Consider the following 12714-nt stretch of genomic DNA (forward strand, 5'->3'; position numbering starts at 1 on the left):
CTTTATGTTGGTGTACAGAGAGGGGGTGATACGACGGATGAAGCTGTTTCTGCGAAAAATCAGGGTGCATTACCAGCTGTACCTATTGTTTTTACCTACGCTTGCGTACTTCGTGATTTTTCAATATATACCGATGTACGGCGTGCAGATCGCGTTTAAAGACTTTTTGGCGACAAGGGGAATTATCGGAAGTCCTTGGGTCGGTTTGGAACACTTCGAGCGTTTTTTTAATTCCTTCCAGTTCTGGACTTTAATCAAAAATACACTGGGCTTGAGTTTATACGGGTTGGCTCTAGGATTTCCGATACCAATCCTGCTTGCGCTTCTGCTCAACCAACTGTCCAGTCACCGTTTTAAACGGTTTGTCCAGACCGTAACCTATGCGCCTCACTTTGTATCGACGGTTGTCATTGTGGGGATGCTGACGATTTTTCTGTCCCCGGGCAGCGGATTGATCAATCATCTTATCGTTGGTTTGGGAGGGGATCCTGTCTTTTTTCTCGGCTCGCCCGAATGGTTCAAGACACTGCATGTTCTTTCTGGCGTATGGCAGGGGGCAGGCTGGGGGGCGATCATCTATTTGGCTGCATTGGCAGGGGTGGATCCGGGGCTTCATGAAGCCGCCATCATCGATGGGGCGACCAAACTGCAGCGAATACGCTACATCGACATCCCCTCGATCCTGCCGACAATCATCATTGTACTCATCCTGCAGCTGGGTTCGATCATGACGGTCGGTTTCGAGAAGACCTTTTTGATGCAGAACTCCTTGAATCTGGACTCGTCGGAAGTGATATCGACCTATGTGTATAAGACAGGGCTGCTGGGTACCCAATACAGCTTCTCGGCGGCGGTAGGCTTGTTCGATTCCATCGTGAATTTTATCCTGCTCGTCACCGTCAACCGGATCGCCAAAAAACAGACCGAAACGAGTCTTTGGTAGAAAGGAGGAGCTCCGGCATGCATTCCAGATCAAGGGCGGATAGAGTGTTCGATTTATTCAACTATGCGTTTCTTACACTGCTGCTCATTGTGATCCTATATCCATTGTATTTTATTATCATCGCATCTGTAAGTGATCCGATTAGCGTAAGCGGGGGCAAGGTATGGCTGTTTCCTGTCGATTTTACCCTTGAGGGGTATCAGAGGATAATGGAGAACCAGACGATATGGGTCGGATACAAAAATACGCTCGTTTACATGACGGTCGGGACTGCGGTCAATGTAGCCATAACCGTTACGGGGGCTTATCCCCTGTCCCGCAAAGACATGTACGGCCGGAATCTGTTCATGTTTCTCATTACGTTCACCATGTTTTTCAGCGGAGGGCTTATTCCGACCTACCTGCTGGTTAAATCTTTGGGCTTGATGAATTCCATGTGGGCTTTGATATTACCAGGGGCCGTCAGTGTCTGGAATCTGATTATTACCCGTACCTTCTTCCAACACAACATTCCGGATGAACTCCGGGAGGCGGCAGCCATGGACGGCTGCTCGGATTTCAAGTTTTTTCTGCAAGTGGCGCTTCCATTATCAAAATCCATTCTGGCCGTTCTAGTCCTGTTTTACGGGGTAAGCCATTGGAATTCGTTCTTCAGCGCGCTGATCTATTTAAGGGATGAAGCTCAGTACCCGCTTCAGCTGGTCCTGCGGAACATACTCATCCAGAACGAGGTGCAGGAACTAATGAACCTGGATCTCGGTGCCAGCAACAGCCTGTCGGAATCCATCAAATACGGGGTCATCATCGTAGCCAGCATTCCTGTGCTCATCCTGTATCCGATGGTTCAGAAGTATTTTGTGAAAGGTGTCATGATTGGTTCTTTGAAAGGCTAATCCAAAGATCACGAAAGGGTGGTTATCTTGAAACGATGGATGGCGAGGTCTACGGCATACGCGGTGGCGGCGGCTCTTCTTCTGGCGGGCTGCAGCAGCGGAAATGAAGCAAAGGAAGGTGCACAGGCTCCAAGCACCGAAGCGAATTTCAACGAAACGGGACTTCCGGTCGTCAATGAAGAGATCCGCATCCGGATTCCGGTGGTCAAACAGCATTATCACAAGGATTATAACGAAATGGTGCTGGTGCAGGACCTGGAGGAAAAAACGAATATCGATGTCGAGTGGGAACAGATCCCGTCTGAGAGCTGGACCGAGAAGAAAAATTTAATTCTGGCCAGCGGAGAATTCCCGGACGCATTTTTCAACGGGCTGACGACACAGGATGTGGTGGATTACGGAACGGAGGGCGTTCTGATTCCGCTGGAGGATTTGATCGACAAATACGCGCCGAACATCAAGAAAATTTTGGATGAGAATCCGCAAGTACGGCGGATGGCTACGGCGCCGGACGGACACATATATTCCATCCCGTGGTTTGAAGATCAGGCCCATTTTCAATATCGGAACACATTTATGTTGAATAAAACGTGGCTGGATAAACTCGGCCTTGAAGTGCCGACAACGCCGGATGAATTGATTGCAGTGCTAAAGGCGTTCAAAGAGCAAGATCCGAACGGGAACGGCGAAGCGGATGAAATCCCGTCAACCTTCCGCCACAACACGACGACGAATGGGTACTATGAGCTGTTTGGGGCGTTTGGGCTTGCCGATGCGCTTACCGGCTTCTCCGTCAAGGATAAGAAGGTGGTGTTCGAGCCGGCCATTCCCGAGTACAAGATGGCAATCGCGTTCCTGAACCGCTTATACGAGGAAGGGCTGTTGGATCAGGAATCCTTTACCCAGGATGCCAAACAGATGCTATCCAAGACGAAGGACGAGACGCCGAAGGTCGGTTTGATCGCCTCTTTTAACGGAACGTATGAGCTGGGGGACAGAGTTCATGAATACGTGGCGATGCCTCCGCTGAAAGGACCGGAGGGTCACCAACTGTGGAGAAGGCAGGACAACCGGATCATTCTCAACTTCTTCTCGATTACGAAGAACAACCCGTACCCCGAAGCGACGATGCGTTTGGTGGACACATTGAACGATCCAAAATCGGCGATGCAGTTTAAATATGGTCCCTTCGGCAGCCATCTGAAGGAGAAGTCGGACGGCAAGATTGAAATCGTGCCGCCTCAGGACGGAATGGATATCTCCACTTGGATTGGCAGCACGACGCCTTCGACGGCCTTCCCGCTTCTGGTCTCTAGCGAATGGCTGCAAAAGCTGGAGAAGAGCGAAAGCGATAAACTGCGCAACGGATTTTATGAAATTTATAAGCCTTATATCGTTCCGGAGGATCGGACATACCCTAATTTGTATATGACGGCGGAAGAGAACAAACGTCTTGGCGTACTGGCAACCGACATCATGACGTATGTCCGAAAGATGGAAGCCAAATGGATTGTGGAAGGCGGCATTGAAGCTGAATGGGACAAATACGTAGAAGATTTAAAGCGAATGGGATTGGATGAAATGATCGAAATCAAACAGCAGGCATATGACCGTTATATCCGTAGTTGACATCAAAGGTGGCGGCAGCGTGCGTTAAGCTACTGCCCCATATAACAACCGAATCGGGAGGGTAACCGCATGAACATGGAAGAAACCGCGCACATGATTAGGCCGTGTGCCGATGATTATGTCACCGTATTTGAGTCGCCGGATCCACAGTCCGTTTATTGTTACTCACCTGCCATTATTAATCTGCCAGGCGGACGGCTCGTATTAACAATGGATCTCGGAGGAAAGGGAGTCCCCGATCTTCCGGGGCCGAAAGGTTCACGCAAAGGGTTTATTACACAAGGGAAAGTGTTTGTGTCGGACGACAAAGGGCGTACTTGGCAGCATACGCATGACTTCCCCTTTATGCATGCACGCCCCTTTCTGGCCGGAGGAGCACTTTACATTCTAGGGCACTGCGTCAATCTGATGATCATCCGATCCGATAACGGGGGGCTTACCTGGTCCGAGCCGGTCCAGCTGACCGATGAAGGGGATTGGCACCAGGCTCCTTGCAATGTCCATTATGCCAAGGGGAATGTATACCTGGTTATGGAGGATATTCGGCAGCATGACATGACGGTGTGGCCGGTTAGCGAAATCCAGCCGGTCCTCATGCGGGCACGGGAAGACGCTGACCTGCTGGAGCCGGTCAGCTGGACTTACGCTTCCCGCTTAACAGCCGTCGATGCCTTTCCGTCGGATCGTCTCGATTATTTTGGCGTCCCCTTTTTCACCGAAAATTCGGATTACCTCAAGGGTCAGTTGAATTGCCCGCCCGTCGGCTGGCTGGAAACGAACGTCGTTCAATTCACCGATCCTGACCATTACTGGTATGATCCCGAGGGCAGGACGTTTCATCTGTGGGCGAGAGCTCATACGGGAGGTACCGGTTTTGCCTCCATCGCCAAAGTAGTGGAGAACGACGACGGCACAATGACAACGATGCTGGAGACGACGCCTTCCGGCAAACGAGCAGTGTTTGTCCCGTGCCCGGGAGGGCAAATGAAGTTTCATCTGTTATTTGACGAGGTGAGCAGGTTGTATTGGCTGCTCAGCTCGCAGTCCACAGACAGCATGACGCGCAAGGAGCGCCTGCCGGCGGAGCGCTTCGATCTGCCGAACAACGAGCGGCACCGTCTTCAGCTCCATTACTCAACGAATTGCATCGACTGGTGTTTTGCGGCTATCGTGTCGATCGGAGCCTCGCCGAAGCAGTCGCGGCATTATGCCAGCATGGCCATCGACGGGGAAGATCTGCTCATTGCCAGCCGATCGGGCGATGCCAGAGCCAAGGATGCGCATAATGGGAACTTGATTACGTTCCACAACATTCGGAATTTTCGATCTCTCGTATATGGATAGGAGGGTATGGGCTTTGACCAAAAAAGCGGAGTTAACCAAGAAGTTCGAGGGCGTCTTTTCCCTACTGCTAACCCCGTTTCACGAGGACGGAAGCATCGATTGGGAGGCTTATGAACGCTACGTGGAGTGGCAGCTGTCCTTCCGGCCCCAAGGCTTGTTTGCCGTATGCGGCAGCAGCGAAATGAAATGGCTGACTTTAACGGAACGGTTGGAGCTGATGAGAAGGGCTGTGAAGCTGGCGGGGAACACACCGGTTGTGGCTACGGGCAATCTTGAGGCTCCGAAGCTGCAGCAGGAAGAGCTGAAGCAAGTGATGGATACGGGGCTTGCGGGCGTCGTTCTTGTCCCCTCGGCCGGCATGGGGGTCGACCAAGGCAAGCTCGCGGATCACTTCGCGGGGCTGGCCGATATAGCGGAATGTCCGGTCATACTCTATGAGTGGCCCTTGGTGGAGCCCTATGCAATAGAACCCTGGGTCTATTCCAGGTTAACGGATACTGGCAGCGTGATCGGGATCAAGGACACAACCTGTACGATGGAAGGCATAATGGGTAAGATCGAGGCGGCTCAAGGTACGATTGTTTACCAGGCGAACACCCCGTTCATGCTGGAAGCCATTCGTCAAGGAGCTAAGGGAATCATGGCCATCGTTTCGGCTGCCGGAGCAGGCTCTGTTTTAGACTTCTGGAGGGCGGCTTCGCAAGGATCGGCCCATGCGGAGAAGCTTCACCGGGAGCTTGTATATCTCGACGCGCTGCTCCGATTCGGTTACCCCTCCTCGGCGAAAATGCTGGCCGCTCTTCAAGGCGTGCCCATGGGATCGACAGTGAGATCCGGCGGCGTTATCACACTCGAGGCTAAAAAGGCGATGGAGGTTTGGCTGCAAACCGTCAAGGTTTAAGAAGATGAATGATGGGGGGATCGATGATGAGCAGTCGGCATGAAAGTGATGACGTCCAAGGTGAACGTGCGCAGCAGCCGCTGATGGAGCGTCCAATGAGCAGGCGCAGTATGCTGTCCGCCCTCGGATTTGCGGGGGCGGCATTGGCAGCTGAGCATTTTCTGAAAGGTCCATTGGCGAGAACGGCTTTTGGTCAAGGCGCTCCGGCTGTAACCGATGCCGTTTATGGAGACGATGACAAAATCAAACCACCATTGTTAATGAACATGAGTTATATCATTGCCGTTACCTTGGCTGAACTCCGGGGTATGGAGGAGCCGAGAGAGGATTTGATTTATTTCGTTACGGACCCGGGACAGGAGGGGCATTTCATATATGATCCTGCAGATAACACTTCTCCCGATAATACCGGAACGATTGTTGCATCCGCTGCCGGAGCCCGCTTTAAGCGACTGCATGACGGAAGCGTTAACGCTGCATGGTTTGGTGCAGTAGGCGACGGAATGTCCGACGATACGGAAGCGGTTCGTTCGGCTCTGGAAGCAGCCAGAGGAAAGAGTTTGTTTTTCCCGCCGGGGGTTTTTCGATTGACCGATACGCTGATCATCCCCCGTAATACGTTTGTCCGCGGAAGCGGTGCTTCCTCGTGGTATGCTTTTGGCCAAAGGCGCAATGAAGTCCCGGATAGCATCCTGGATATGGAGAACGGCACCGTCCTTATGTTTACGGGAAACGGTTCCCGGACGTATTCCAGCAACCGGAACGATTTTCGGGACTTTACCTGCGCCGTGAAGCTGGATGCCGATGCAGACGGTACCCAGCTGTCCGACCTCAAGATCCTGTCCCACTTCAAGATTCGCGACGCGCTAGGGAATATTACGACCCAGCATACGGATGAACATGCCATGTTCGATGTTGGGCTGTGGATTGATAATGCTACTCATGTGAAGCTGGATCGCGTCTCTGTTGTCGGCTACTGGCAGAAAGCGGGGGTGTTTCTGGATGCATCGGGGCGGTTATCGGCAACCGCGGAATACGGCTCCATTGAATATGCCACCATTAAAGATTGCCTGTTTCAGGGCAAAATCGGGCTCGCCGTTCTGGGCGGTGACGAAGGCAATCCGCCGGATGCCGCAGGCTTTACCCCTCCCGTTGACGATGCCCGGACCGAGGGACAGTTCGGATTATCGCATTTGCTTGTGTCCGACTCCTTTTTTTCCGGTACGGATCATCATTCCAACGGGTTCGCCCCAGGCTGGGAGAGCCGGATCGAACCGGACAGCACACCGATTAAAATTGACGGCTTCATCGGAAGCGGTGTTCCTTACCGGATCAACCATCCGAGATTCGTGAACTGCTCCATCCAGACGCGGGAAAGTGCTTCCATCGTGCTGGATCGGGTCATCAGGCCGACTTTCATCAATTGCCGGGCGGAAAGCGGACCGGTAAGGGCAAGCCCATACACGGTTCTCCCCCGGCTCATTAACTGTGAATTTCCATACAATCGCTCAAAAACGGAGTTTCAGGAAATGGAGCACTGCCAGGGTGCATGGATCGTTCCGGGAATGCGGAGGCTCGGGCATATCCATCTTAGGGAATACCATTTTCAGGTGGAGCTCCGAAATAATAACGGAGTCATTGAACATCGGCTGACGAAGGCGGGTGCGATGCAGCCTTCGACGGCACGCTCCTTCGATGTAGAGGCGCTCTTCCGCTACGCTGTTCAGGAGGCTTCATGGGATTACCGGTCCTGGACGCCCCTTCCGCTTCCCGGCGGAACGGGAAGCGATGATTTCTCCAAAGGGATGTTCCTGGGGGAGAAAGCATTCCAGAGCAAATATGCCTTGTTTACGGCTGCGGCCATCGACAATCACCCGGATTATCAGGAGGCGGAAGCCGCAGTGACCTTGAACAGGACCTCGGATACCGCGCTTTGGATTCGGCCAGCCGCCTACGCGTCCCAGAATGTTCCTTACCGGATGAAAAACTATTCCAATGTCCTCAAGCTGGAGCTTCGGAGCGGGGACGGGCCAGCCGCGAGTTTGCTTACCGCGCTTCCCAAGGAAAGCGGCGGATCGGCAAGCCTTGTCATTTCCGTCAGGGGCAAATTTTATGAACAGGCCTATGGGCTAGTGTGAAAAAAGAGGCGAAAGGAGACTGGATTCATGCCGTTGAATATCGGATTTACAGGTCTAGCTGTATTGGTACTGATCGGTCTGTTGTTGTTCGGCCCGTCCAAGCTGCCCCGATTGGCAAGGGCGCTCGGAACAACGATCAAGGAGTTCCGGAGAGGCAGCAAAGAAATGCTGGAAGAAGAGACGGCTGGTTCCGATGCTGATCCCAGGGCAGGCGCTGATGCCGTAGGGGGAGATGGCAAGCTGCAGCAGAACTTGTAAAGCGTGTTAATGTAGAAGGAACAAAAGTGCGAGCCTCTTCCGGGAAGAGGCTCGCTTCGGTTTAGGTGCCTGCCATTGGAGCACGGCCCGGATAGCCATGGGTGCCGCCATGCTGCCGAGCATACCGAAGATGTCGGAATGCAGTCCCCTTTGACCGATGATGTACCCGCACGTCCCCCCAATGAATTCAATCGAGATGTACCGTTTCATATTGGACAATGTTACCACATAAACGACAAAGTCATCTTTACGCTTCAGGCTAGGCATTCAGATCCCCTCCTACAAGGTGTCCACCTCGCCTCCCTTATTTGGAAATTAGGCAAACGGCCAAGAGTGAACGATATGTTGAGTGCAAACCTGATGCTGATGTTAACCCGCCGTCATGACGGAACCTCTTCCATCAAGGCGCGTCGAATCAGGTTTTCTCATGCCATTTTATGTATGCTGAAGAGGCGGTATGCTTTCTTGCAGCGGCTGTTTTTGGCAAAAAATCCCCCTCCTTGTCCTATTAAAGGATAAAGAGGGGGATTTAGCGACATGAGCGGGTCAGGCTTCATCCTCGTCCAACTCGGTTTGCAAGATCTGGTCTTCCGAAGGATAATCTCGCTTCATCTCTTTGTGGAGACCTCTGTTTTCGTAATCGAAGGAGTTCGGTGGTCTTTGATCCGCTCTCCATGGACTGCTTTTACCAAGCGTTTCGGTCCGCAGGCTGGATCCGTAAGGACCCTCCGGGAATTCCTCCGCGGTTAAATCGTTCCGCTGTGACTCCACGGTGGATAGATCCGTAAATTTATCCCGTTCCTCTTTCTCAAATCCGTTCATACCTGAAACCTCCCGAAAAGGTACTTAATCTACCGTTTCAGTGTGCCCTGAACAAGAGGAATCATTCCGTTATATGGCCTGGATCCTCTACTACAGTCCGGCAGCACCGAATACGCTGTCAAAGGCTCGCCGTGATTTAGCAACCAATTCTTCAGGGGTTCCGGTCGGCGTGGAAGGCGTCAATATTTCTTGTGTCACCGGGCCTGCATAGCCGATATAATTCAGAGCCTGAAGGAACCCAGGCAGATTAATTACGCCTTCACCCGGATAAAGCCGATCGTTATCAAGCACATCTCCCACGGGTATGTTCTTGGCATCGTTTATATGGACATGAACGATTTGTTCGGGGCGCAGTTGCCGGATATCCGCAACCGTCATCTCATTGGTGTACCAGTGATATGCATCATACAGCAGCCCGACATTCGGCTCCCCGATGGCATCAATCCAATCCAAAGTTTCTTGTACCGTCCAGATGAACGGGTTCTTCCATTGGGTGCGCAGATGATGCGGTCCTACGAACTCCAAGGCCAATCGAATTCCGTATGCCCCCAAAATGTTGGCACATGCCCGCAGTCTGGTGGTGCCCAGCGCCATGAAATGAGCAGCGGGTGCATCGGTGGAAGGAAGAATGTATGTACAGCACCGTGTGCAGCCGAGAGCCTTGGCGGCTGCCGCAGCTGCCGGGAGTTTCTCGAGGCCGCTTAGAAACTGCTCGTCCGTTCCTCTCCATTCTATGGGAAGGCCGATGGCCCCGATCTCCAGTTGGCGGGACTTCAGCATATCGGCTGCCGCCTCCACGCCAAGGCGGTCTACAAGACCTTTGGCATCGATATCGATGCATTGGAATTCGTATTTGGCCGCGAGTTCGATAAACTGTAAATCGCTTTCAAGTTTTCCGAGTCCTGCGCTTGTTAAACCTTGCAGCATATTCATCGTCTCCATTCGCTATTAGATGTCGTTTTGCTAGAGGCGGGCCTTCGTTTATATCAACCCATTGGTTTCATAGTTTCTATTATGATATGTTCCACTCTATAAATCTATGATCGCTTTTTATTTTTTTTTTAAGAAAGATAGCGATAGGAGCCACTGTCGATTTGTTATTGTGAGAAGGATTCGTAATAAACCGGCATGAATTCCTACCGTCTCGAAGGGGATTACATATGTTTTGCCGAAATAACCATGTCATATGAACTTCCACTTTACTCGCGAAAAGGAGATTAAAACTCAGAATGAATACCATTGAACAGCGGAAGAAAGAGCTTGGTAACTTGTATCCGGAGCCCACGATCGACGAGCAGGTTTTGAATCGATTTTGGGAGGAAGCATTGAAGTCGTACGGTAATAAGCCGCTCCACATGGTTAGTCAACCGGAAACGACGCCATATCCCTACATGGAAGTATCCAAGGTCACTTATCATGGTTATGATGATACGCCCATCCATGCTTGGTATATAACTCCCGCTAAATCTTCTACGGACGAGAAGCCTCGGGCGTGTATCGTAACCTTCCCGGGTTATTCCGGAGACCGTGGATTTCCGGAACGGTATGCCCATTGGCTGATGCTCGGTTATGCGGTGTTTGCCGTGGACGTAAGGGGACAGGCCGGAGAGACGGGGAATCTGCTTCCATTGGACAGCGGCGTGGTTAAGGGCTGGGTGACGCAGGGGATTACGGATATTCGTCGCTCCTATTACATGGCAGTTGTAATGGATGCTGTGAGGGCAGTGGATGCGGCATCGGAGCAGCCTGGAGTGGATCCGAACAAAATTGCCGTGGTAGGCGGCAGTCAGGGCGGCGGACTGGCTTTGCTTGCAGGGGCTCTGAATCCGAAGGTTGCGGCCATTGTGGCCGACATTCCTAACATGTGCAGGATGGACTACGGGATTCTTCATTCGGCTAGCTCGCTGAACGAAATCGCCCAATACATAAAGCGCTACCCGGAGCAATTGAATCAAATCCTGGAGCATCTCTCGTATTTCGACATGCTGAATCTTGCGCCGCGAATCCAGGTGCCGGTCATGGTATCCGTTGGTTGGAAGGATACGGTCTGCATGCCCGAAACCATATATGCTGCATACAACCGAATGAAAGCGGCAAAAGAAATAAGAGACTATCCGTTCTCTGGCCATGAAGTCAATGAGTACCAGAAGAGGGAGGGCGTCTTGTTCCTGGAACGGATTTTTAACGGGAGATAGAACACGGAGACAGAAAGGGGCAGGCACGACGATTGCTCAGGACTGCTCTTTATATAGCGTCATTGGACAGAAGCAAACGAATCAACATTTAAATATGTGTTATATCTATGTTATATAAAATAACACAAATTCTATATTTGTTATATTTTTTAACGCATATGTATTGACAACTACCCAAATTCGCCTATAATTATACCCAAGGACAGAAAAAACTCGATAAACACCCTATACCTACCCCGGTCAATGTAATATTAATTTACACAAAGGGATGTTGAACCATGATGACAGCAGGCGAACTCAAACAGGATCTTTTGAGGGTTTACAACGCGATAAATAAGAAAATATTTAACGTGGGTGTAAAGCAGCAAAAAGTCGATTTCGTTGGCAATAAAATCATCATTGTATCGAGAAATAGTAGAGTCCCCGTCCTCAAACTGCTGGATGAGAATTACCCCCTCTCTACCCGGCAGTTGGACCACCTTTTATTCCAGGTGTTCAAGCAGGAGATTAAAGCTTCCCTGGAACAGCAGTTTCAATTTAAAATCATCTCCATTCTTAAAGACTATGATGCAGAGACCGAGTTTTCCGGTACCATCGTATTCTTGGAGAAGGAGGTCGAAGCATATCTGAACGACATGCCGGAACTCTTGTAGAGAGCGGGCCGATCGTCAGTTTGGTACCAAGGCACATACATGTGTGCGGCTTGGGGCTGGACTGGCGATTTTTTGTTACATCCGCTTTTGAAAATAAATGTCTGTTGTTTCTGAAAAAATATGAAACTCAAAGGAGAGGGAGGAAGGGGCATGACTCACAAAATTGAAATTTCGGGTGTCAGCAAATGGTTTCGCCGAAACGGGGAAGAAATTGCAGCTATGCGGGAGACGAGTCTGGCGATTGAGGAGGGACGTTTTGTCAGCATTATCGGTCCCAGCGGCTGCGGCAAGTCAACGTTGTTTAACATTATTGCCGGTTTGATGCCGCCCTCTACGGGCAAAGTGACGGCTGACGGAAAGGATATCGTCGGGACAACCGGTTATGTTGGCTATATGCTGCAAAAGGACATGCTTCTGCCTTGGCGCACCATCCTCGACAACATCATTCTGGGTATGGAGGTCCGTGGCGTACCCTACAACGAAGCCGTGGGGAGGGCGCTGCCCCTGATGGAAAAATACGGTCTGAAGGGTTTTGACAAGCATTATCCGAAGGAGCTTTCAGGAGGGATGAAACAGCGTGCCGCGCTGCTGCGGACGCTGCTCTACGACAGGGACATCATTTTGCTGGACGAGCCCTTCGGCGCATTGGATGCCCAGACTCGGCTGACCATGCAGAATTGGCTGCTGCAGATCTGGGAGGATTTTGGCAAGACGGTGCTGTTTGTCACCCACGACATTGACGAAGCGATTTATTTATCGGATGACATCTATGTATTCTCGTCCAGACCCGGGCGGATCAAGTCCAAAATTACAGTAACGATGGAGCGTCCCCGGAAAACGGAAGACATGACGTCTCCGGCCTTCATGGACCTGAAGCATCATCTCATGGATTTGCTGTCCGCTGGACAAGATGAAGAACAAATCTCTTAGGGGATAAG

Annotated in this window: 13 protein-coding genes; 10 read left to right on the forward strand and 3 right to left on the reverse strand. The window is 51.4% G+C overall.

Annotation, left to right across the window (positions count from 1 at the left end):
- The first annotated feature begins 37 nt into the window (after positions 1 to 37).
- From AC0VZ8_RS08745 to AC0VZ8_RS08775, 7 genes are all read left to right on the forward strand, one after another.
- Positions 38 to 943 carry an ABC transporter permease gene (locus tag AC0VZ8_RS08745; RefSeq protein ID WP_235613231.1) on the forward strand — a complete coding sequence of 302 codons (906 nt, stop codon included), beginning with the start codon at positions 38 to 40 and terminating at the stop codon, positions 941 to 943.
- A 17-nt stretch (positions 944 to 960) separates the two neighbouring features.
- Positions 961 to 1836, forward strand: coding sequence for a carbohydrate ABC transporter permease (locus tag AC0VZ8_RS08750; protein ID WP_071222859.1), 876 nt, complete (start codon positions 961 to 963; stop codon positions 1834 to 1836).
- 27 nt (positions 1837 to 1863) lie between these two features.
- Entirely contained in the window at positions 1864 to 3465 is a 1602-nt protein-coding gene (locus AC0VZ8_RS08755) for an extracellular solute-binding protein (RefSeq protein ID WP_475486647.1), read from the forward strand.
- 69 nt (positions 3466 to 3534) lie between these two features.
- Positions 3535 to 4809: a sialidase family protein gene (locus AC0VZ8_RS08760; RefSeq protein WP_475486648.1), complete on the forward strand. Its 1275-nt coding sequence runs from the start codon at positions 3535 to 3537 to the stop codon at positions 4807 to 4809.
- A 13-nt stretch (positions 4810 to 4822) separates the two neighbouring features.
- Positions 4823 to 5710, forward strand: a complete 888-nt coding sequence (locus tag AC0VZ8_RS08765; RefSeq protein ID WP_475486649.1) for a dihydrodipicolinate synthase family protein — start codon at positions 4823 to 4825, stop codon at positions 5708 to 5710.
- A 23-nt stretch (positions 5711 to 5733) separates the two neighbouring features.
- On the forward strand, positions 5734 to 7848 hold the full coding sequence (locus AC0VZ8_RS08770) for a glycosyl hydrolase family 28-related protein (RefSeq protein ID WP_475486650.1): 2115 nt from the start codon (positions 5734 to 5736) through the stop codon (positions 7846 to 7848).
- Positions 7849 to 7875: 27 nt separating this feature from the next.
- Entirely contained in the window at positions 7876 to 8106 is a 231-nt protein-coding gene (locus tag AC0VZ8_RS08775) for a twin-arginine translocase TatA/TatE family subunit (protein ID WP_475486651.1), read from the forward strand.
- A gap of 6 nt (positions 8107 to 8112) precedes the next feature.
- On the opposite strand, the gene AC0VZ8_RS08780 is transcribed toward AC0VZ8_RS08775, so the two are convergent.
- The 3 genes from AC0VZ8_RS08780 to AC0VZ8_RS08790 all read right to left on the reverse strand — a co-directional run bounded on the left by AC0VZ8_RS08780 (position 8113) and on the right by AC0VZ8_RS08790 (position 9855).
- Positions 8113 to 8373: a hypothetical protein gene (locus tag AC0VZ8_RS08780; protein WP_235613232.1), complete on the reverse strand. Its 261-nt coding sequence runs from the start codon at positions 8371 to 8373 to the stop codon at positions 8113 to 8115.
- A 279-nt stretch (positions 8374 to 8652) separates the two neighbouring features.
- A complete protein-coding gene (locus tag AC0VZ8_RS08785) occupies positions 8653 to 8928 on the reverse strand; it encodes a hypothetical protein (RefSeq protein ID WP_475486652.1) in 276 nt (91 codons plus the stop codon).
- A gap of 90 nt (positions 8929 to 9018) precedes the next feature.
- On the reverse strand, positions 9019 to 9855 hold the full coding sequence (locus AC0VZ8_RS08790; protein WP_475486653.1) for a sugar phosphate isomerase/epimerase family protein: 837 nt from the start codon (positions 9853 to 9855) through the stop codon (positions 9019 to 9021).
- A 302-nt stretch (positions 9856 to 10157) separates the two neighbouring features.
- Between AC0VZ8_RS08790 and AC0VZ8_RS08795 the strand changes: the two genes are divergently transcribed.
- The 3 genes from AC0VZ8_RS08795 to AC0VZ8_RS08805 all read left to right on the forward strand — a co-directional run bounded on the left by AC0VZ8_RS08795 (position 10158) and on the right by AC0VZ8_RS08805 (position 12706).
- Positions 10158 to 11123: an acetylxylan esterase gene (locus AC0VZ8_RS08795; RefSeq protein ID WP_260064323.1), complete on the forward strand. Its 966-nt coding sequence runs from the start codon at positions 10158 to 10160 to the stop codon at positions 11121 to 11123.
- Positions 11124 to 11401: 278 nt separating this feature from the next.
- Positions 11402 to 11776, forward strand: coding sequence for a Na-translocating system protein MpsC family protein (locus tag AC0VZ8_RS08800; RefSeq protein ID WP_071222867.1), 375 nt, complete (start codon positions 11402 to 11404; stop codon positions 11774 to 11776).
- A 150-nt stretch (positions 11777 to 11926) separates the two neighbouring features.
- Positions 11927 to 12706 carry an ABC transporter ATP-binding protein gene (locus tag AC0VZ8_RS08805; RefSeq protein WP_260064322.1) on the forward strand — a complete coding sequence of 260 codons (780 nt, stop codon included), beginning with the start codon at positions 11927 to 11929 and terminating at the stop codon, positions 12704 to 12706.
- The last annotated feature ends 8 nt before the right edge of the window (positions 12707 to 12714 follow it).

Source organism: Paenibacillus sp. QJM3NY_38, from assembly GCF_056173265.1.

Coding starts and splice junctions, on each gene's coding strand:
- AC0VZ8_RS08745 (WP_235613231.1), top strand. CDS start 38: ATGAAGCTGTTTCTGCGAAAAATCAGGGTGCATTACCAGCTGTACCTA.
- AC0VZ8_RS08750 (WP_071222859.1), top strand. CDS start 961: ATGCATTCCAGATCAAGGGCGGATAGAGTGTTCGATTTATTCAACTAT.
- AC0VZ8_RS08760 (WP_475486648.1), top strand. CDS start 3,535: ATGAACATGGAAGAAACCGCGCACATGATTAGGCCGTGTGCCGATGAT.
- AC0VZ8_RS08770 (WP_475486650.1), top strand. CDS start 5,734: ATGATGAGCAGTCGGCATGAAAGTGATGACGTCCAAGGTGAACGTGCG.
- AC0VZ8_RS08775 (WP_475486651.1), top strand. CDS start 7,876: ATGCCGTTGAATATCGGATTTACAGGTCTAGCTGTATTGGTACTGATC.
- AC0VZ8_RS08780 (WP_235613232.1), bottom strand. CDS start 8,373: ATGCCTAGCCTGAAGCGTAAAGATGACTTTGTCGTTTATGTGGTAACA.
- AC0VZ8_RS08785 (WP_475486652.1), bottom strand. CDS start 8,928: ATGAACGGATTTGAGAAAGAGGAACGGGATAAATTTACGGATCTATCC.
- AC0VZ8_RS08790 (WP_475486653.1), bottom strand. CDS start 9,855: ATGCTGCAAGGTTTAACAAGCGCAGGACTCGGAAAACTTGAAAGCGAT.
- AC0VZ8_RS08795 (WP_260064323.1), top strand. CDS start 10,158: ATGAATACCATTGAACAGCGGAAGAAAGAGCTTGGTAACTTGTATCCG.
- AC0VZ8_RS08800 (WP_071222867.1), top strand. CDS start 11,402: ATGATGACAGCAGGCGAACTCAAACAGGATCTTTTGAGGGTTTACAAC.
- AC0VZ8_RS08805 (WP_260064322.1), top strand. CDS start 11,927: ATGACTCACAAAATTGAAATTTCGGGTGTCAGCAAATGGTTTCGCCGA.